The following is a 19,293-nucleotide window of genomic DNA, read 5'->3' as shown; positions in this document are numbered from 1 at the left end:
TTCAAATATTTGTAAATATAAAAAAGCCGACACATTTGCATCGGCTTTTTCACATCATCGACTAATAGCCGATTTTGCTAAACTTAAACAGTTTCAAGTGCAGCGTTAAGTGTAGCACTTGGACGCATTACAGCATTTACTTTAGCTGTATCCACAGCATAGTAACCACCGATATCCGCAGCTTGACCCTGAACTTGAGCAAGTTCAGCAACAATCTTATCTTCATTTTCAGCAAGCGCTTTTGCAAGAGGAGCGAACTTTGCTTTCAAGTCAGCATCTTCGTCTTGAGCTACTAACGCTTCAGCCCAGAACTTCGCTAAGTAGAAGTGGCTACCACGGTTATCTAACTCGCCAGTACGACGTGATGGAGATTTGTCATTATCAAGTAACTGACCAGTTGCTTGATCTAAAGTTTTCGCAAGAAGTTTCGCCTGAGCGTTATCTTCTTTAATGCCTAGCTCTTCTAAAGAAACAGCAAGTGCCAAGAATTCACCTAAAGAATCCCAACGTAAGTGGTTTTCTTCAACAAGCTGTTGTACGTGTTTAGGCGCTGAACCACCCGCACCAGTTTCGTACATACCACCGCCCGCCATTAACGGAACGATAGACAACATTTTCGCTGAAGTACCCAATTCCATAATTGGGAATAAGTCAGTCAGGTAGTCACGTAGGATGTTACCCGTTACAGAAATCGTATCTAGGCCACGCGCTACACGCTCAAGTGTATAACGCATTGCACGTACTTGAGACATGATCTGAATGTCTAAACCAGCCGTGTCGTGGTCTTTCAAGTATTTTTGTACTTTCTTGATCACTTCATTTTCGTGCGGACGGTATGGGTCTAACCAGAAGATTGCTGGCATACCAGAGTTACGAGCACGGTTTACTGCAAGTTTTACCCAATCTTGAATCGGCGCATCTTTCACCTGACACATACGCCAGATGTCGCCTTCCTCAACATTTTGAGTCATTAACACTTCGCCAGTTTCCAAGTCAGTGATGTTTGCAACACCCGCTTCAGGAATTTCGAAAGTTTTGTCGTGTGAACCGTATTCTTCTGCTTTTTGAGCCATTAAGCCTACGTTTGGTACAGTACCCATTGTTTTAGGGTCAAAGTTACCATTCCACTTACAGAAATTGATCATTTCTTGGTAGATACGCGCAAAAGTTGACTCAGGCATTACTGCTTTACAGTCATAAGGTTTGCCGTCAGCACCCCACATTTTACCGCCACCACGAATCATTGCAGGCATTGAAGCATCTACAATTACGTCGTTTGGTGAATGGAAGTTTGTGATGCCTTTCGCCGAATCAACCATTGCAAGTGCAGGACGGTGTTCTTGGCAAGCATGTAAGTCTTCAATGATTTCTTCACGTAAAGATGTCGGTAAAGTTGCGATCTTATCGTAAAGACCAGCCATACCGTTGTTTACGTTAATGCCTAGCTCATCGAACAATTTACCGTGTTTTTCAAAAGCATCTTTGTAGTAAATTTTCACACAGTGGCCGAAAACGATCGGGTGTGAAACTTTCATCATGGTTGCTTTCACGTGTAAAGAGAACAAAATGCCCGCTTCTTTACAATCATCAAGTTCTTTTTCATAGAAATCGCAAAGCGCTTTCTTGCTCATGAACATTGAGTCGATGATTTCGCCGTCTTGAAGTGCAACTTTTGGCTTCAGAACAATCGTTTCACCAGACTTGGTGATGAGTTCCATTTTCACATTACGTGCACGGTCTAAAGTCATCGATTTTTCACCGTGGTAGAAGTCACCTTCATCCATATGAGAAACGTGAGTTTGAGACCATTGCTTCCACTCGCTCATAGAGTGCGGGTGTTTTTTCGCATAGTTTTTCACTGCAGCTGGTGCACGACGGTCAGAGTTACCTTCACGCAATACAGGGTTTACAGCTGAACCAAGACATTTGCCATAGCGTGCTTTAAGCGCTTTTTCGTCTTCAGTGGTCGGGTTTTCAGGATAGTCAGGAATCGCGTAGCCTTTTGATTGAAGCTCTTTGATACATGCTGTTAACTGAGCAACAGAGGCACTAATATTCGGGAGTTTGATGATATTAGTATCCGGATCTTGGGTAAGACGACCTAGTTCTGCAAGATTGTCTGGGACTTTTTGCTCTTCTTTTAGGTATTCAGAGAATTCTGCGAGAACACGTGCGGCAACAGAGATATCAGTTTTAACGATCTCTACACCAGCAGGTTTAGTAAAGGTCTCAATGATCGGCAGTAGCGAATAAGTCGCTAGTAATGGCGCCTCGTCGGTCAGTGTGTAAATGATGGTTGACTTTCCACCAGCCATATATAGCCCCTTGCGTTAGATTGAGTTTTTTAGGGTGATGAGCTTTTGGCTCAACCCCTGCGAACCGATGTGCTTGAATAAAACCCTGAAAGTATCGTCCCTCAGGGCTTTACAGTCAACGTAATATCCAGTGATAACGACATTTCGCCAGAAAATACCACTACAGCCTTCGTTTTTCAAAATCACGTCTTTCCACAAGGCTTTAGCTTTTGCTTAGCAAATAGACAAATTTTTTATCGAAATGTGTTTTTTACCTCATTTAAACCACAACATCAGATACTTTTCACATAATACAATCTTCAAATCACTTCACAGTCTTGTAGTCCTATATGCGTAAGCATGACTTTTCTCTCGGCTAAATTTAAACTTGCAAAGCAATCCAACATGCCAAAGCTTAAATATTGATACATAAACCCTCTACGCCTACCCCTTTATTTTTACATTTTTAAACCTATGTTTTTTATAGGTTTGGTTAAACTGAATCTTTTTTCTGCAACGGTATGGATCAATTCAATGCTAAAAATGCTGCTTCCGCTCATTGGACTTGGTTTTTCTTCTTGGTGTTTTGCCCAAAATCCATTGAGCGTCCATGTGCTGAATTTGGAAAATGGCCTCCCTTCTGCCAATGTCAAAGTGACACTTGAAGCCCAACAAAATGATAAATGGACAGAAATCAGCTCCAGTACGACCGATGACCAAGGGCGAATCAACGATTTATATCCAAAAGATACAGCCTTACAAAAAGGTGTATACAAAGTTACCTTTAAAACAGGTGATTGGTTTCGTCAAAAAAATCAGCGCTCATTCTTTCCTGAAGTGCCCGTGGTATTTGTAATTGATGGCTCATTGGATCATTACCATATCCCGCTGTTAATTAGCCCATATGGCTATTCCACTTACCGTGGTAGTTAATGCTCACAAATAAGCACATAGAAGAAACCGACGCCTAGGCATCGGTTTTTGTCTATACGAAGTAACAAATAAAGTGGGTAAAGGATTAAGCCTTGAACCACTTCTCTGCTTTCTCTTGGTCTTCAACCTTCAATTCAACTTCGGTCAGTGTTGAACCAGCAGCTTTTACATCAAAGCTCAGCAACTCATCACGGCGGAATGCCAGAATGCTATAGGTATCGTCTTGCTTGGCATATTTTTCTACCAATTTCACCGTTGCTTTGAGACCATCAATCGCAATGATCACATCATGGGCAGAAAGACCAGCTTGAGCAGCAGCGCCATCACGACGCGCACTTTGCACCAACACACCCTCTGGCTTATCTACAAGCTTTAAACCTAACGGTAATGACTTGTCATTTTTCAGGCTATAACTTAAACCAAATTCAGGGAAAAGTTGATCCAGCGGCAACTCATCTGTAGTGTTAATTAAGTGATTGATTTGCTCAATCCAGTTATCACCTGTCAGCTGATTACACAACTCAACAATTGTACGCTCATGTACTTGTATGCCCTTTTGCGCGTTCTCATAAAGTTTACGCATAAGCACATCTAGGCTTGAACCACGTAAGCGCAAACCTAAGTCTAAGCATAGTGCAACCAAACAGCCTTTGTTGTAATAGCTAGTACCTGCATTGTTCGAGTTTTCATCCTGACGGTAAAATTTCACCCATGCATCGAAGCTAGACTCAGACACTGACTGAACAAAGCGACCCGGATTTTGTAAATAGCGATCAATCTGAGTTTTGAGTAGTTTGATATATGAAGCTTGGGAAATCACACCACTACGTAGCAAAATCAGGTCATCATAATAAGACGTGAAACCTTCAAAAATCCAAAGCAAAGAGGTATAGCCTTCTTTGTTTAAATCATAATTGACAAAGTTTTCAGGACGAATGAATTTGACCAACCATGAGTGGAAGTATTCATGACTACATAAACCTAAGAAACGTTGATAGTCTTCAGATGGCTCTTCAGGCTCATTAACTTTGGGTAAGTCTTCACGTGGACTAATCAAACTGGTTGAATTTGGATGCTCCAAACCACCATAACTATTTGCTGTTGCCATCGTCATAAAGGTGTAGTTTGAAAATGGCGCTGAGCCAAACATTGAGATTTCTGTTGCACAGATTTTTTCAATGTCTTTCTGCATACGTGTAGCATTCATGGCATGTTTACCTGACACCACAAACTCGTGCGGTATGCCATTGGCTTCAAAACTAAAACGAGTCTGCTCTGCCAACTCAAATGGTGCATCAATCAGCTCGGCATAGTTTTTGGCTTTTAAGGTAAAACGACCTTTAACGAGGCTTTTTGAAGCCATACCAGTAGCCAATTGGAAGTGTTTTAGCTCATCAGGAAGGAACAGTTCAACTTCAACGGCTTTGTCCTCTTGACCCTCTAAACCTAAGCAAGCACATGCGGGGTTTACATACAAACGGGTTTGATCTACATACGCACCGCGCACCGACAGATCATAGGCATAGACATCATACTCAACCGTAATCAGTTCATGGTCAGTATTAAAAAGACGCCATTTATTTTTTTCAAATTTTTGAATTTCTAACAAACGCCCTTCTTCATCATAAGCACGAACCGACTCTATATGCTTTGAAAACTCGCGAATGAGGTAACTACCCGGAATCCAAGTCGGTAATGAAAGTACCTGTGTTGGGTCTGCTACAAAACGTAAAGTCACGTGTATAAGGTGCTGACGATAATCGTCAAATTCGATCTGATAATGCAACATAATGGGCGATACAAAATAAAATGAAATGAGTTATAACTTAGCTTAGCATTATTTAAGCCAGTTTTGCGTCACAGTCACATTTGTCTGCATTTTTGACTGGTCATTAGCGAAAAAAAGGCATAGCATTTGCATCTGTTTTAGGTTTAAAAGTCACGGAATGGCTTGGTTAGGGAATTTCATTGAAAGCTGTCATCTACTTCATCGCTACACTCTTCGCCTTATGTTCAAGTTTCACTCAAGCAGCATTGCTCAACATTGTTCCTGAAACAGTTGAAGCTCAAGCTTGGACTGTTTTTGACAGCCAATCGGGGCAAGTCATTGCTGAGCATAATAGTCATGTTCAACGTGCACCCGCTTCGCTCACCAAAATGATGGTGGCATATATTGCACTCAAAGAAATTAATGCAGGGAAACTCAATAAGAGCGAAATTCTTACTGCAACGCCTGTGGTCAGTACTGTGATGTGGGATGAATCCCAAATGTACTTAAAACAAGGCGAACAGATTTCTGTGGATCAGCTTTTAGCCGGTTTAGTGGTGATGTCTGCCAACGACGCAGCAGTGACTTTAGCAGAACGCATCTCAGGTGATATTCCAACCTTTGTTGCACGAATGAACCAAGAAGCCAAAGCACTGGGAATGACTGAAACTCATTTTCAAAACCCTGCTGGTATCACCATGCCAGAGCACTATTCAACCGCTCATGACTTAGCGCTGTTAGGCCAAGCCTTGGTGAATGAAACGCCAGACTATTTATACTATTCAAAACAGCAAAGTTTTAGCTATAACCAACGTTTTCACCGTGCAACCAATATTCTGTTAAAACAAGACCCAACGGTCGATGGCTTGAAAACAGGTTATACCAAAGCAGCGGGATATAACTTAGCCCTGACAGCAAACCGTCCGACCATGAACCCAGATAATCCAAACCGTCGTTTGGTGGTGATTGTATTGGGTACAGAAAGTGCAGCAAAGCGTGCTGAAGTTGCACACAACCTCATGAATTTGTCTTATACCTATACTCGCAATGAAGTTGCGCTGAAGGATAAGCAAATTATCGCAGAACTGCCTGTAGTCAAATCGACATTGAAAATGTTCAAAGTGGAAAGTAAGCAACCGAAAATTGTGAGCACATCATTGTACGATCAGCCATATGCCATTGACTTACATGCCTTTGACCAAACCAACCAACGCATTATGCTCAATACAGGCAATGGCACTATACAACGCATTGATCCATTAGAATCTACAAAAACGCATTTCAATATTGAAGTGTTGCAAAACAAGCTGACCGCTCCGCTGGCTGAAGTGATGCAACTGGCAAAAGTTCAGGTTTATCAAAACAATCAGCTCATTCAAACGTTCACTATTGAAGAAGATGTACAAATTGAAGAAGCCAATATTTTCCAGCGACTGATGTTTTGGTTCAAAAGCTTGTTTCCATTTTTATCAAGCGATGAATCTAAAGTAAAAACCTATACACTCGGTTAAGGTCAAACAGTATCCCGAGTTTTATACTTTATGTAACTTGTAAGACAATCTAATTATCAATAAATCAAGAAGATGGCATATTCAATGTCATCTTCTTTTTTTAATAATAAATAGGTTGCTTCATATGGCTGTACAAACAGAACAAGTGCCACACCATATTGTTATTATTGGCGGTGGTGCTGGTGGTCTAGAGTTAGCAACGCAACTCGGTGACAGCTTCGCAAAATCTAAGTGGGTGAAAATCACCCTCGTCGACCAAAACCTTACTCACATCTGGAAACCCTTACTCCATGAAATTGCGGCAGGCACACTCAACCCAAGTGTTGAAGAAATTAATTATTTTGCACATGCGTCTAAACATCATTATGAGTTTGTTTTGGGTCGTTTTGTCGACTTAGACCAAGAACATAAGCAAGTAAAACTTGAAGCACGCCAATATGCCAAACAAAGCACTGAAACCACGCAGTTTGAACTCAATTACGACACCTTAATCCTTGCAGTCGGCTCGACCTCTAACGACTTTGCGACCGACGGCGCTAAACATTACTGCCATTTCCTCGACAGTCGCCAGCAAGCTGAAATTTTCCAGCAAGACCTTCTACATTTGTATTTAGATGCACAAAATCGCCCCGAAACACGCGCACTTAATATTGCGATTATTGGTGCAGGTGCCACAGGAGTCGAGCTTGCTGCCGAATTGGTTCATGCGAAAAGTACCTTTTTTAAATATGGTCTCAATAAAATTGACCCAAATAAAGTCAAAGTGACCTTGATTGAGGCAGCAGATCGTATTCTTCCCGCCCTATCCACCAAAATGGCAACACACACCCATACTCAATTGGAAAAGCTTGGCGTTGAAGTTCTCACCCATCACCGTGTTGCCAAGTTAGATAAAGACCATGTCTATTTTGCCAATGGCTCACAAATCAATGCCGATCTAAAAGTTTGGGCAGCTGGCATCAAAGCACCTGTCGTTTTAAACGTGCTTGAAGGTTTTGAAAAAGATGCGATTGGCCGTCTTAAAGTCTATGCAACTTTGCAAACCCGTTCCGATCCCAACATTTTTGCCTTTGGTGATTGCGCCCACTGCCAGCCCGCGGCCGATGAACCAGTTCTTGGCCCACGTGCCCAAGTGGCCAGCCAACAAGCGACCTTTTTGGTTCGAGCACTTAAAGCGCGCATTCGTGGTCAGTCTTTGCCGATGTTTAAATTTTCTGACAAAGGCTCTTTGGTTTCCCTCAGCCAATACAAAGCCGTGGGCGAACTACTGGGCCAAGTTAATGTGCAAGGCGTGCTGGCAAAAACCATGTATGTTTCTTTATATCGACTCCATCAAGCTACCTTACATGGCTATACCCATGCTGGGTTGATGACCGCGAAAGACCTGATGAATAAAAAAGTCGGTCCAAAAATAAAATTGCATTGAAATCTAAAAATGCGTCCCCACTAATAAAAAAACGCCATAAGAACGTGGAAAATGCAGTTTTTTACTAAATTTAGTCTACAAAAGCTGCTTTTCACTTTATGATATACCCCTTAAATTCTAAATGAATGGACGAAAAACATGACTGCTATCGCAAATGATCACGTGGTTTCTTTCAACTACAAATTGACTAACGCTGAAGGCGAAACGCTAGACCAATCACAAGGTGAACCACTTGCATATTTGCACGGCGCAGGTAACATCATCCCAGGTTTAGAAAATGCATTGCTAGGCAAAACTGTAGGTGAAAAATTCACTGTTACTGTTCCTGCTGCTGAAGGTTATGGCGAGTACAACCCTGAACTCGTTCAAGAAGTTCCAGCGCAAATGTTCCAAGGCGTAGACAACATCCAAGCGGGTATGCAGTTCCAAGCTCAAACTGATGATGGCGTTCAAATCGTAACTGTAAAAGCAGTTGAAGGCGAAAACGTAATTGTTGATGCGAACTTCCCACTTGCTGGTCAAGACTTAACTTTCGAAGTTGAAATCGTAGAAATCCGCGATGCAACTGAAGAAGAATTACAGCACGGCCATGCGCACGGTGCTGGTGGTCACCACCACTAAGATTTAACATCTTAAAAAAAAGGGCGAAAGTTTAACTTTCGCCCTTTTTTTATTTTTGCATACTTGATCATTCGCGACGTATTTGAAAATCTGTAAATCTTTGCTGTTCTGAAGCAAGTTCTACGATGACCACATCCGTGACTGCCGCATGAGTTGGTCCGACTTTAGCACGATTTACCTGTTCGATAACATTACCATCATCACCCAAAAGCAGTGCTTCAACTGCACCTGAGTCCAGATTCAGTACATAACCCTTTAAGCCTAAAGCAACAGCATGTTGTGCAAACCAACGTCGATATCCGACACCCTGAACTTTGCCTAATATAGTCAGTTTTAATGCTTTCATACCGTATGTTCTCGGTTCACGACCGTATAAATAGCCTGACTCATGTGCTGTGCTTGTAAACCACGCTCACCTTGCTGAGCCAAAAGATCGCCTGCTTGGGCATGTAAGGTCACAATTTGATGTAACGCGATGTCATCTTGCAACTGTGCTTTTAAACTGGCAATCATGCCTGCCAATATATCCCCCATTCCACCTGTCCCCATCCCCGGATTACCTGCGGTACAAATCCAAAGTTGCGTATCTAAAATCAAGCTTCCTGAACCTTTCAGCACCCATTGCCCTGCATATTTTTCTTGTAGAGCATAAACAGCTGCAATACGATCAGACTCAACTGTTGAAGTACTAATACCGAGTAAAGTCGCTGCCTCCCCAGGATGTGGTGTTGCGTAGACCTGCTCACCAAGTTTCACAGGCTTTAAAGCTAAAAACCATAAAGCATCCGCATCCAACACCACCTGTAAAGCACTGATCTGAATGAGTGGAAACCATGCCTCAAACTGCTGTTGAGCCCACGAGTCTCGTCCCAACCCCATACCAAAACTGACTGCATCCACATGTGCCAGCAATGCTTCACGTTCTTGGAGCGACATTTGGTTAATATCGCGCAGCATAATATTCGGTGCACGGGCTAAAATTGCAGTATGGTGTTTTGCATCACACACCACCGTCACCTTACCTGCACCAGCATGAAAGGCAGCTTCTGCAGCCAGCATCACTGCACCGCCCATCTGTGCATGCCCTCCAATCACGAGTACATGCCCATAACTTCCTTTATGCCCAAAGGCTTGACGCGGTAAAAGATGCACATACTGTGGAGCAAGTGAAGCTAAAGGTTTTAAGGTACTATCTACTGGAAGTATCGAAATAAGCGTGACCTCTCCTGCAAATGCTTTACCCTGGCCAGTAAATAAACCCGCCTTCAAGCCCAGAGCCGTAAAGGTATAATCAGCTACTACTGCACAAGGTAAAGCTTGCCCCGTGTTGGCCTGTAAACCACTTGGAATATCAACAGCAATTTTTAACCCTACTTGTCTATTGATTTGCTGAATCACTGCTTGCCAGTCTGAACTGAGTTCACGGTTTAAACCAATCCCAAACAAAGCATCAATATACGCATCATAAGCACGTTGAAAAGCAAAGCCTGTATGAATCACTATCCCCTGTTGCACAGCCGCTGCATGTGCTTGTTGCAGGGATGTAGACTCTCCCAAAGCCGCTGCATAAATTTCAACATCATAACCTTGTGCAGATAGATACGATGCAATTAAATAACCATCACCTGCGTTGTTGCCTTGACCACAACACACCGCAATGCTTTTGACTTGTTGCTGTTTAAGCCTAGGCAGTATATGTTCAGTTGTTGACCATGCGACTTGTTGCATCAGCCCATAAGCACTGTTTTGCTGCGCAAACCAACGCTCTTCCCATGCTTGAATCTCACTGCTGTGGTACACTTCCTGATGCATGATTTTTCCTTTGTTCTTGGTTATGACAACATCCACATCTTCCGCAAAAATCCCTGTAGATCAATATGATCCAGAGCAACTTAAGGCTTGGATTAAAGCTGAAGCGCTGGCTTTGGGGTTTTCTGATTGTGTCATCGCCAAACCAGATGCTCAAGTTGAATTGCCTCGTTTTAAAAAATATTTAGAACTTGGTTATCATGGTGACATGCATTTTCTTGCTGAAAACTTAGAAAAACGCGCAGATCCAACCCTCCTTGTTCCAGGCACCAAAAGCATTATTTGTGTGCGTATGGATTATTTGGTTGCCGTTCCTGAACCCCGTCTTGTACCTTTTGCACCAAATAGCGCCATCATTGCGCGCTATGCACGTGGACGTGACTATCACAAAGTCATGCGTGGACGTTTAAAGACCCTTTCGCAGAAAATCAAAGCTAAAGTTGGCGATTTTGAATCTCGCCCCTTTGCTGACTCAGCACCCATTTTTGAAAAATCCTTGGCCGAAAATGCAGGGATGGGCTGGGTAGGAAAACACACCTTACTCATTCATAAAACATCAGGCTCATTTTTTGTCTTAGGCGAACTCTTTACTTCTTTAGAGCTGCCCTTTGACCAAGCCACCACCAAACACTGTGGCTCATGTAGCGCATGTATTGATATTTGCCCGACTCAAGCGATTGTTGAGCCTTATTTGTTAGATGCACGTAAATGCATTGCCTATTTAACCATTGAGTTCCAAGGCATTATCCCTGTAGAACTACGCCGTGGTATCGGCAACCGGGTGTTTGGTTGTGACGACTGTCAGCTCATTTGTCCGTGGAATAGTTTTGCTAAAACCACACCAATTGATGATTTTAACCCCCGTCATGGCTTAGACGATATTCAACTGCTCGATCTTTGGCAATGGGACGAAAGTACCTTTATGTCAAATACCGAAGGGAGTCCTCTGCGGCGAACAGGCTACCAAAGCTTTATGCGTAATGTCGCGATTGGTTTGGGTAACGCACCATTCTCAGATGAAATTTTGCAACAATTACACACTTCTCGCTCAGAGTTTAACGATATTGTGCAAGTCCATATTGACTGGGCCATTCAAGAGCAACTGATGAAAAAGCCGTAAAACTTGCTTCGGACACACTCCATCCAAAAGGGTTTAATCAAGCAACCAGTTGCTTGCATAATTTTATCTATTTTATTTATTTAGCTACATTTTCAAAACATCTTAAAATTCATAGAAATAGAATTTTGCAGCCAAATTTCGAGAAAAGTGCTCAACTTTGCAACTATTCTCATAATCTCATAAAAAGATAAAATTAGAAAAACAATCGGGAGATACTATTAAAACTGAGCAATAATGCCTTTTAAGTTGGCACGTTAAATGTATGATGTATACAAGTTAGAATTAAAAATGGATCGCCATTATGAACCTACGCAATGATTGGACGCGTGAAGAAATCGAAGCTTTGTATGATCAGCCCTTTCTTGATCTCGTCTTTCAAGCGCAGACCGTACATCGCCAACATTTCCAAGCCAACACCATTCAAGTTAGTACTTTATTGTCGATTAAAACAGGCAAATGCCCTGAAGATTGTAAATACTGCTCTCAGTCAGCACGTTATGACTCAAAACTTGAAGCAGAAAAACGCATTGCTGTAGACAAAGTCATCTCTGAGGCAAAGGAAGCGTTAGCATCAGGTTCATCTCGTTTTTGTATGGGCGCAGCTTGGCGTAATCCACATGAGCGCGACATGCCTTATGTACTAGAAATGGTTAAAGAAGTAAAAGCACTCGGTTTAGAGACTTGTATGACCCTAGGGATGCTGAATGAGTCTCAAGCTGGGCGTTTAAAAGATGCTGGTTTAGATTATTACAACCATAACCTCGACACTTCACGCGAGTATTATTCACATATTATTAGTACACGTACCTTTGATGACCGTCTAAATACCTTAGAGTATGTCCGTCAAGCAGGCATGAAAGTGTGTAGCGGCGGTATTGTTGGTCTAGGTGAAAAGAAAGAAGACCGTATTGGTTTATTGCAAGAGCTTGCAACGATGCCAATCCACCCAGAATCTGTGCCAATCAATATGTTGGTTCCAATTGAAGGTACGCCTCTGGCAGATGTCGAGAAGCTCGATGTGACGGAATGGATTCGTACCATTGCTGTTGCGCGCATTATCATGCCGCACAGCTATATCCGCCTATCTGCGGGTCGTGAAGCACTTTCTGACTCAGACCAAGCGCTTGCGTTTATGGCGGGTGCAAACTCATTGTTCTCGGGTGAGAAACTACTGACTACACCAAATGCAGGTGAAGGTAAAGACCGTCAACTGTTCACCAAATTAGGTTTAGTGGCTGAAAAGCCAAAACCGACAGTGGCGGACCTTAGCCTAGATGCCATGGCAAGCTAATTCCCAAGATTTGCTGTGCACAAAAAAAGCCCCTTATTTCAATACGGGGCTTTTTTAATCTTTATCTGTTTAACGTTCAGATGACTGAGCAAAATTATGTGCCGTAATTAAAATACCATAACTGGCATTCAGATAATCGCCTTGGAGGATCTCATCTTCACCATTGGCATGGCGTACAATTAATATTTGGCGAATCGCGTCATAGTGAAAAGAATCAAAACACTCTTGATGCTGACACAGCCAGCTTAAGGTATCACTCAGATTATCATCAACAATATAAGTCTGTGCTTGAAAATTTTTAGTCATCATCTAGGTACGCTAAACACTCTGATCAGGCTATTGTAAGCAATTTTGACTGGATTCAGTCAAACTAAGCCATAAAATATAGACATAAAAAAAGTGAGCCTGCGCTCACTTTTTTTTAAGATGATTAGTCTGTTTTAGAATCACCGCACTTTCGGCATTCCATATGCTCCCCTATTTCAGTCATTTGTTCATATTCATAAACGTGGATGCAAAATAATTTTTTAAACAACTGAAGCATTTTTAACTCCTGTAAGTGATTTTTTAAAAATTTGCTTCTTAAAACGAGTATATCGTCCTGAAATACCCACAACTCATATCTCATGAGCTATACACAGTTTTAAACATAGTTTTTATTAATTTCAAGTGTCTTTTGTCGAATAACAACATAAAGTGACAAATGGTCATTTACTTTTTTCAAATGATGCTTTTCATTCACTTGCCGTTCTACTTCATATCGCTTTCAAAAATGCGGCTAAAAATGAAACAATGCTTGATTTAAATTTGGATCAAGCTAGGATAAAAATACAATGAATACTCAAAGCAAATGTTTTGAGAAAAAATAAAGAGTTTGATAATAAAGCAACGATAAGGATATTTATACATGCTTGGACGTATGATGTTTCAACCGCTATTGATTAGCAATCTTATTGATCACGCAGAACGCTACCATGCGGATACAGCTATTATTTCTAAAAATACAGACGGTAGTATTACTGAAACCAACTGGGCCAAAGTCGCAGCCAATTCGAAGCGATTTGCCAATGTACTTAACGGTTTAGGACTTTCACAAAGTGACCGTGTGGCGACCATCGCATGGAACAATCATCGTCACCTAGAATCTTGGTATGCGATCTCTGGCAGTGGCTATATTTGCCATACCATCAACCCACGTTTATTTCCAGAACAACTGATTTTTATTATCAATGATGCCCAAGATCGTGTGGTGTTATTTGATAAAACCTTTGCGCCACTCATTGCTGCGGTGAAAGCACATTTACCTCATGTAGAGCACTTTATTTGCCTAGATGCAGCTGATGAAGCTATTACAGAAAAAATGGCCGATGTGAAATTTTATGATGACTTGATCAGCAAAGAGTCTGAACAATTCACATGGCCAAGTTTCGATGAGCAAACTGCAAGCTCTTTGTGCTATACCTCAGGCACAACTGGAAATCCAAAAGGTGTGCTATACAGCCATCGCTCGACCATTTTACATAGTTTTGCCATCAGCCTCCCCGACTCTCTAAATCTGTCTGCAAATGACATCATGTTGCCTGTAGTACCCATGTTCCATGTCAATGCTTGGGGTACGCCTTATGCAGCGGCTATGGTCGGTTGTACAGTTGTACTGCCAGGGCCAGGTCTAGATGGGCCAAGTCTAGTGAACATGATTGACACATATAAAGTGACTGTGGCTTTGGGTGTACCAACCATTTGGCAAGGCTTACTGGCTGCAGCCAAACAAACAGGCAGCCAACTGGCAAGTATGAACCGTAACGTGGTCGGTGGTTCTGCATGTCCACCATCCATGTTAGCAGCCTTTAAAAATGACTATAACTGTGACACCATCCATGCATGGGGCATGACCGAAACCAGTCCACTCGGCTCTGCCAACCAGCTGAAAGCCAAACATCAACAGCTCTCTGAACAGGAGCGTTTCAAGCTACGTCTTTCTCAAGGCCGTCCGCCTTTTGGCGTGGATTTACGTCTTACAGATGAAGAAAAAGGCAACCATGAAATTGCGCGCGATGGTGAGCAGATTGGAAATCTACAAATTAAAGGGCACTGGATTATTGACAGTTACTTTGGTAAAGATGAATCTGCCCTCACGACCGATGGCTGGTTTGACACAGGTGATATTGCAACCTTAGATGAAGACGGCTTCTTGTGCATCAGTGACCGCTCTAAAGATTTAATCAAGTCTGGTGGCGAATGGATTTCATCAGTTGAACTTGAAAACCTTGCGATGGGACATTCAGACATTCTTATGGCAGCCGTTATTGCAGCCGAACATCCAAAATGGGATGAGCGTCCAATTGTTATTGCGGTGAGACGACCTGAAAGTACAATCACTGAACAAAGTATTTTAGACTACTATACCGACAAAATTGCGAAATGGCAGATCCCTGACCGTGTGATCTTTGTCGACAGTATTCCACTGAGCGGTACGGGTAAAATGCTAAAACGTGAACTCCGCGCCCAATATGGCCAAGTACTACTGGAACAGAACCCTGTTTAGCATTGTTTAAAATATAAGCCTGATCTTATGGTCAGGCTTTTCTTTATGTTCGGATAATTTAAATACCATCAATACAATTTATTTGAAAGCACGTCTAATAAAGACGCTTTAAAGACCTCACCATGCTTTAGATTTGGATAGATTAAAAATTTAGCCTCTACTCCTTGCTGATTGAATATAGACAAAATTTCTCTATTTCTATTGATGCCATTTGCATCAAAATTAGCGCTTTGCTGTGCTCCTGTATGTGTTAAAAGATCACCTTCCATCAGCAATACATGTTTTTGTGGCTCTTTGACAAATTTTACAGCTCTAATTTTTTTCATCATGCGCTCATCAGCCCAAGATAGAGACGGGCTTGCGGCAAAGAAATAACTAAAGTAACGCCCATCAATCAAACTATCAAGGACAAATAAACCACCGTATGAATGTCCCCACAGTGCTCTTTTTTGTGCATCCAGTTTTACATTTTGCTCAACCCAAGGCGCGATATCGCTCAAAATCACATTTCTAAAATCAGCACTTCCCCCGCTCATTCGCTCTGGATTTCTTGGATCTTGGGCGGGTTTTCCCGTTAATAAGTCTGCTGGAGTATAGTCAACTGAACGAAAAGCTGTGGCAAATGGCAAATTGGTTTTATAACCAATGGCAACCAATACAGGGGCATCATTTTCCAGTAAAGATTTCAGCACATCCTCATTCAAATGGGACATCGCAGAGTTACCATCCAGCATAAAGACCGATGCATAAGCGTTCTGCATCTTCTGCCGTGTCTTTGGAATACCTAACCAAACACTATAAGTTTTATTTGGATCTTTAGTTGCAAATTCTTTAACTGTAAAACTGTAATACGCTGAGCCTATTTCTGCAATATTGGCAGGTAAAGGTTTCATTTCAGGTTTCGCATAAATGCTTAAGCTAACACCCAAGACCAACAACAACCCAAAAATTCGCGAGAGCAGCGTAGTAAAAGTCTTTCTATAAAGATGAGTCATTTTTCATAGATACAGCCATGAGATACCGAATCTTAACATAAAATAATAGTTATCATTATCAATTAAGTAAATCCATCTCTCTTCACGGTATCCATCTCATCAATTTTATAGGCTACATTTTCTTTGACCACACACTCCGAAAGATGATTTTCCTTTTTTATACGAATTCAGCAAGCCTAGAAAATCCTTCTCTAACTTTTTTTATCCAAAAAAAGGTCATCTCACTGTCACAGTGCGATGACCTTATCGACACCATCAAAAGACCTAAAGCTTTTTCCATGTCATGTTGCTCAAGCCTTTCGCATCTTTTGCTGAGGCTTGTACCTTCATCTGATCTTTACCAGCATTTAACTGTGCAGTATTGATGTTATACACACGGCCATCTTGAGGATTCAACCATTGGCCTTTTGCGAATTTTTGACCTGTTCCATCCCCCACCAAGCCATTCAGCACTTGCATACCAAAAATCGGTTTATCCTTAAGCCCACCCTGACACTTACTACATACATCACTCACAGGCGCTCCAGCCAAAGGATAGTACTTGGTCACCACTGCGCTATATTGTGATGTTTTAGAATTCTTACGAATCACAATATCTGAAATATAATATCCGGTCCGATCATCAATCACTTTCCATGTTCCAATAAGCGGGTCAAATGGCATGGCGAAAGCAGAATGAGTCAACCCCAAAAACAGTGCTGATGTACACAAAAATTTATGTTTCATAACGTAAATTACAATAAAAATGAAGAAATAAACGGGCGAGATTATAACAACTCTATTCTTTGATTGATCAATTATTTCATTAAAATTAAATATTTATAGAAAATTAACCCATGATAAAAATCAACGAAAAAATTGCATATAAAAAAGCCTCCGAAGAGGCTTTTTTATAATCTATCAAAGCTTCATATTAAGCTGCTGAACGTTCTTCAATCGGCACCACTTTACGTAGCTCAGGCCCGGTATAGTCCGCACTTGGTCGAATAATACGGTTGTCTGCACGCTGCTCCATCACATGTGCTGCCCAGCCTGTTACACGACTCATCACGAAGATTGGGGTAAATAGTTTGGTTGCAATACCCATAAAGTGATATGCCGATGCATGGAAAAAGTCTGCATTACAGAACAATTTCTTCTCACGCCACATCACTTCTTCACAGCGGACTGATACTGGATAAAGCACCGTATCGCCTACGTCTTTGGCTAAGCGCTCTGACCAAATCTTAATGATGCCATTGCGCGGATCATTGTCTTTGTAGATTGCATGACCAAAGCCCATGATCTTTTCTTTACGCTCCAATTTACCCAACATTTCACGCTCAGCCTCTTCAGCTGATGTCCAGTTTTCAATCATTTCCATCGCAGCTTCATTGGCACCACCGTGTAATGGGCCACGTAGTGAACCAATTGCACCTGTAATGCATGAATGCATATCGGATAAAGTTGAAGCACATACACGTGCAGTAAATGTAGAGGCGTTGAACTCATGCTCTGCATAAAGGATCAAAGATACATTCATTACCTGCTCATGCAATTCGTTTGGCTTTTCACCATGTAGTAAATGCAGGAATTGAGCGCCAATTGAATCGTCATCGGTATTTTCTTCAATACGCACGCCATCATGGCTAAAACGATACCAGTAGCAAATGATTGCTGGAAGTGTTGCGAGAATACGGTCTGCAACATCTTGCTGTTCTACGAAAGATTGTTCTGTTTCTAGGTTACCAAGCATCGATACACCTGTGCGCATCACATCCATTGGGTGTGAGTCTGCAGGGATACGCTCAAGTACTTCTTTGAGTGCTTGTGGCAGTTGACGCAGTGATTTGAGTTTCGCTTTATAGGCAGTGAGCTGTGCTGCTGTTGGTAGTTCACCAAAGAAGATCAAGTAAGCCACTTCTTCAAACTGGCAGTTTTCAGCGAGGTCTTGTACGTCATAACCGCGGTAGGTTAGACCTGCTCCGCTTTTGCCTACGGTTGATAGTGCTGTCTTTCCCGCGACTTGTCCGCGCAATCCTGCGCCTGTGAGGACTTTTCCTTCAGCCATTTTTAATTCTCCTGTTTAAACAGCTTGTCTAATGTGTTTTCAAAGGTGTGGTAATCCAGAAATTCGTAGAGTTCTTTGCGCTGTTGCATTTTGTCGAGCACATTAACTTGGGTTCCGTCGTTACGGATGGCATGCATGACTTCCAGTGCCGCCTTTTGCATGGCACGAGTCGGTGACAGTGGGTAGAGCACCATTGAGATGCCTTGTTCTGCCAGTTGTTCTTTGGTGTAGTACGGGGTATCACCAAATTCTGTAATGTTGGCCAGTACTGGAACACCGACTGCATCACAGACGGTTTTGTACATAGTAATGTCAGTCATTGCTTCGGCAAAGATTGCATCAGCACCAGCTTCTACACAAGCACAAGCACGGTCAATCACCGCTTGTAGGCCTTCTTTTTGTAGGGCATCGGTACGTGCCATCACCACAAAGTTTGAATCGGTTTTGGCATCGACAGCCGCTTTTACACGGTCGACCATTTCTTGTTGGGTGACGATTTCTTTGTTGGGGCGGTGGCCACAACGTTTTTGTGCCACTTGATCTTCGATGTGAACTGCGGCTGCGCCTGCTGCAATCATTTGTTTCACAGTACGGGCAATGTTAAATGCCCCACCCCAACCTGTGTCAATATCGACCAGCAACGGGGTGTCTACACGCTCAGTAATGCGGCGTACATCTTCCAAAACATTATCTAGACTGGTCATGCCTAAATCAGGCAATCCATAAGAGTAGTTGGCTACACCAGCACCCGAAAGGTAGATGGCCTTGTAGCCCACCTGTTTCGCCATCATTGCTGCATAAGCATTGACTGTACCGATAATTTGTAATGGTTTTTCCACTTCTAGTGCTTGTCTAAATCTTAAGCCTGCAGATTTTTGTTCTGTCATCGTCCTTTCCACGGCATTTACTTTAATTTTCGAGTTTTGAGTA

The 19,293-nt window shown here is 42.2% G+C and carries 16 protein-coding genes; 7 read left to right on the top strand and 9 right to left on the bottom strand.

Annotation, left to right across the window (positions count from 1 at the left end):
• Positions 1-83: 83 nt before the first annotated feature.
• Entirely contained in the window at positions 84-2,315 is a 2,232-nt protein-coding gene (locus tag CDG62_RS09445) for an NADP-dependent isocitrate dehydrogenase (RefSeq protein WP_087526812.1), read from the bottom strand.
• Between the two features lie 513 nt (positions 2,316-2,828).
• On the opposite strand from CDG62_RS09445, the gene uraH reads away from it, so the two are divergent.
• Positions 2,829-3,227 (top strand): hydroxyisourate hydrolase, encoded by a 399-nt coding sequence (gene uraH, locus CDG62_RS09440; protein WP_058951816.1) that lies wholly within the window; start codon positions 2,829-2,831, stop codon positions 3,225-3,227.
• 85 nt (positions 3,228-3,312) lie between these two features.
• On the opposite strand, the gene CDG62_RS09435 is transcribed toward uraH, so the two are convergent.
• Positions 3,313-5,016: a M61 family metallopeptidase gene (locus CDG62_RS09435; protein WP_087526811.1), complete on the bottom strand. Its 1,704-nt coding sequence runs from the start codon at positions 5,014-5,016 to the stop codon at positions 3,313-3,315.
• A gap of 179 nt (positions 5,017-5,195) precedes the next feature.
• Between CDG62_RS09435 and CDG62_RS09430 the strand changes: the two genes are divergently transcribed.
• The 3 genes from CDG62_RS09430 (at position 5,196) to slyD (ending at position 8,553) form a co-directional block, all read left to right on the top strand.
• Positions 5,196-6,506 carry a D-alanyl-D-alanine carboxypeptidase PBP6B gene (locus tag CDG62_RS09430; protein ID WP_087526810.1) on the top strand — a complete coding sequence of 437 codons (1,311 nt, stop codon included), beginning with the start codon at positions 5,196-5,198 and terminating at the stop codon, positions 6,504-6,506.
• Between the two features lie 124 nt (positions 6,507-6,630).
• Positions 6,631-7,932: an NAD(P)/FAD-dependent oxidoreductase gene (locus CDG62_RS09425; protein ID WP_087526809.1), complete on the top strand. Its 1,302-nt coding sequence runs from the start codon at positions 6,631-6,633 to the stop codon at positions 7,930-7,932.
• 138 nt (positions 7,933-8,070) lie between these two features.
• Positions 8,071-8,553 carry a peptidylprolyl isomerase gene (gene slyD / locus CDG62_RS09420; protein WP_004696728.1) on the top strand — a complete coding sequence of 161 codons (483 nt, stop codon included), beginning with the start codon at positions 8,071-8,073 and terminating at the stop codon, positions 8,551-8,553.
• A 67-nt stretch (positions 8,554-8,620) separates the two neighbouring features.
• On the opposite strand, the gene CDG62_RS09415 is transcribed toward slyD, so the two are convergent.
• A complete protein-coding gene (locus CDG62_RS09415; protein WP_087526808.1) occupies positions 8,621-8,899 on the bottom strand; it encodes an acylphosphatase in 279 nt (92 codons plus the stop codon).
• Positions 8,896-10,365 (bottom strand): NAD(P)H-hydrate dehydratase, encoded by a 1,470-nt coding sequence (locus tag CDG62_RS09410; protein WP_087526807.1) that lies wholly within the window; start codon positions 10,363-10,365, stop codon positions 8,896-8,898. Before CDG62_RS09410 ends, CDG62_RS09415 begins: the two co-directional genes overlap by 4 nt.
• Before the next feature lie 22 nt (positions 10,366-10,387).
• On the opposite strand from CDG62_RS09410, the gene queG reads away from it, so the two are divergent.
• Positions 10,388-11,482 (top strand): tRNA epoxyqueuosine(34) reductase QueG, encoded by a 1,095-nt coding sequence (gene queG / locus CDG62_RS09405; RefSeq protein WP_087526870.1) that lies wholly within the window; start codon positions 10,388-10,390, stop codon positions 11,480-11,482.
• A 301-nt stretch (positions 11,483-11,783) separates the two neighbouring features.
• Positions 11,784-12,773: a biotin synthase BioB gene (gene bioB / locus CDG62_RS09400; RefSeq protein ID WP_004981788.1), complete on the top strand. Its 990-nt coding sequence runs from the start codon at positions 11,784-11,786 to the stop codon at positions 12,771-12,773.
• Positions 12,774-12,842: 69 nt separating this feature from the next.
• Here bioB and CDG62_RS09395 read toward each other — a convergent pair whose 3' ends face one another.
• Positions 12,843-13,079: a hypothetical protein gene (locus tag CDG62_RS09395; RefSeq protein WP_087526869.1), complete on the bottom strand. Its 237-nt coding sequence runs from the start codon at positions 13,077-13,079 to the stop codon at positions 12,843-12,845.
• A 601-nt stretch (positions 13,080-13,680) separates the two neighbouring features.
• Between CDG62_RS09395 and CDG62_RS09385 the strand changes: the two genes are divergently transcribed.
• Complete coding sequence (locus tag CDG62_RS09385) at positions 13,681-15,318, top strand: long-chain-fatty-acid--CoA ligase (protein ID WP_087526805.1); 1,638 nt, start codon at positions 13,681-13,683, stop codon at positions 15,316-15,318.
• 68 nt (positions 15,319-15,386) lie between these two features.
• Here the strand turns inward: CDG62_RS09385 and CDG62_RS09380 are convergent, their stop codons facing one another.
• From CDG62_RS09380 to prpB, 4 genes are all read right to left on the bottom strand, one after another.
• Positions 15,387-16,313 (bottom strand): alpha/beta hydrolase, encoded by a 927-nt coding sequence (locus CDG62_RS09380; protein ID WP_087526804.1) that lies wholly within the window; start codon positions 16,311-16,313, stop codon positions 15,387-15,389.
• Between the two features lie 264 nt (positions 16,314-16,577).
• Positions 16,578-17,039 carry a DUF2147 domain-containing protein gene (locus tag CDG62_RS09375; protein WP_087526803.1) on the bottom strand — a complete coding sequence of 154 codons (462 nt, stop codon included), beginning with the start codon at positions 17,037-17,039 and terminating at the stop codon, positions 16,578-16,580.
• 187 nt (positions 17,040-17,226) lie between these two features.
• The gene (gene prpC, locus CDG62_RS09370; protein WP_087526802.1) at positions 17,227-18,363 is read right to left on the bottom strand and encodes a 2-methylcitrate synthase; all 1,137 of its coding nucleotides are present in this window, start codon (positions 18,361-18,363) and stop codon (positions 17,227-17,229) included.
• A 2-nt stretch (positions 18,364-18,365) separates the two neighbouring features.
• On the bottom strand, positions 18,366-19,250 hold the full coding sequence (prpB, locus tag CDG62_RS09365; protein WP_087526801.1) for a methylisocitrate lyase: 885 nt from the start codon (positions 19,248-19,250) through the stop codon (positions 18,366-18,368).
• Between the last annotated feature and the right edge of the window lie 43 nt (positions 19,251-19,293).

It is taken from the genome of Acinetobacter sp. WCHA55 (genome assembly GCF_002165305.2).
Lineage (GTDB): Bacteria > Pseudomonadota > Gammaproteobacteria > Pseudomonadales > Moraxellaceae > Acinetobacter.
Note: the sequence above shows the minus strand (reverse complement) of the source record. Positions and strands in the feature narration are given on the sequence as shown.

Coding starts and splice junctions, on each gene's coding strand:
- CDG62_RS09445 (WP_087526812.1), bottom strand. CDS start 2,315: ATGGCTGGTGGAAAGTCAACCATCATTTACACACTGACCGACGAGGCG.
- uraH (WP_058951816.1), top strand. CDS start 2,829: ATGCTAAAAATGCTGCTTCCGCTCATTGGACTTGGTTTTTCTTCTTGG.
- CDG62_RS09435 (WP_087526811.1), bottom strand. CDS start 5,016: ATGTTGCATTATCAGATCGAATTTGACGATTATCGTCAGCACCTTATA.
- CDG62_RS09425 (WP_087526809.1), top strand. CDS start 6,631: ATGGCTGTACAAACAGAACAAGTGCCACACCATATTGTTATTATTGGC.
- slyD (WP_004696728.1), top strand. CDS start 8,071: ATGACTGCTATCGCAAATGATCACGTGGTTTCTTTCAACTACAAATTG.
- CDG62_RS09415 (WP_087526808.1), bottom strand. CDS start 8,899: ATGAAAGCATTAAAACTGACTATATTAGGCAAAGTTCAGGGTGTCGGA.
- CDG62_RS09410 (WP_087526807.1), bottom strand. CDS start 10,365: ATGCATCAGGAAGTGTACCACAGCAGTGAGATTCAAGCATGGGAAGAG.
- queG (WP_087526870.1), top strand. CDS start 10,388: ATGACAACATCCACATCTTCCGCAAAAATCCCTGTAGATCAATATGAT.
- bioB (WP_004981788.1), top strand. CDS start 11,784: ATGAACCTACGCAATGATTGGACGCGTGAAGAAATCGAAGCTTTGTAT.
- CDG62_RS09395 (WP_087526869.1), bottom strand. CDS start 13,079: ATGACTAAAAATTTTCAAGCACAGACTTATATTGTTGATGATAATCTG.
- CDG62_RS09385 (WP_087526805.1), top strand. CDS start 13,681: ATGCTTGGACGTATGATGTTTCAACCGCTATTGATTAGCAATCTTATT.
- CDG62_RS09380 (WP_087526804.1), bottom strand. CDS start 16,313: ATGACTCATCTTTATAGAAAGACTTTTACTACGCTGCTCTCGCGAATT.
- CDG62_RS09375 (WP_087526803.1), bottom strand. CDS start 17,039: ATGAAACATAAATTTTTGTGTACATCAGCACTGTTTTTGGGGTTGACT.
- prpC (WP_087526802.1), bottom strand. CDS start 18,363: ATGGCTGAAGGAAAAGTCCTCACAGGCGCAGGATTGCGCGGACAAGTC.
- prpB (WP_087526801.1), bottom strand. CDS start 19,250: ATGACAGAACAAAAATCTGCAGGCTTAAGATTTAGACAAGCACTAGAA.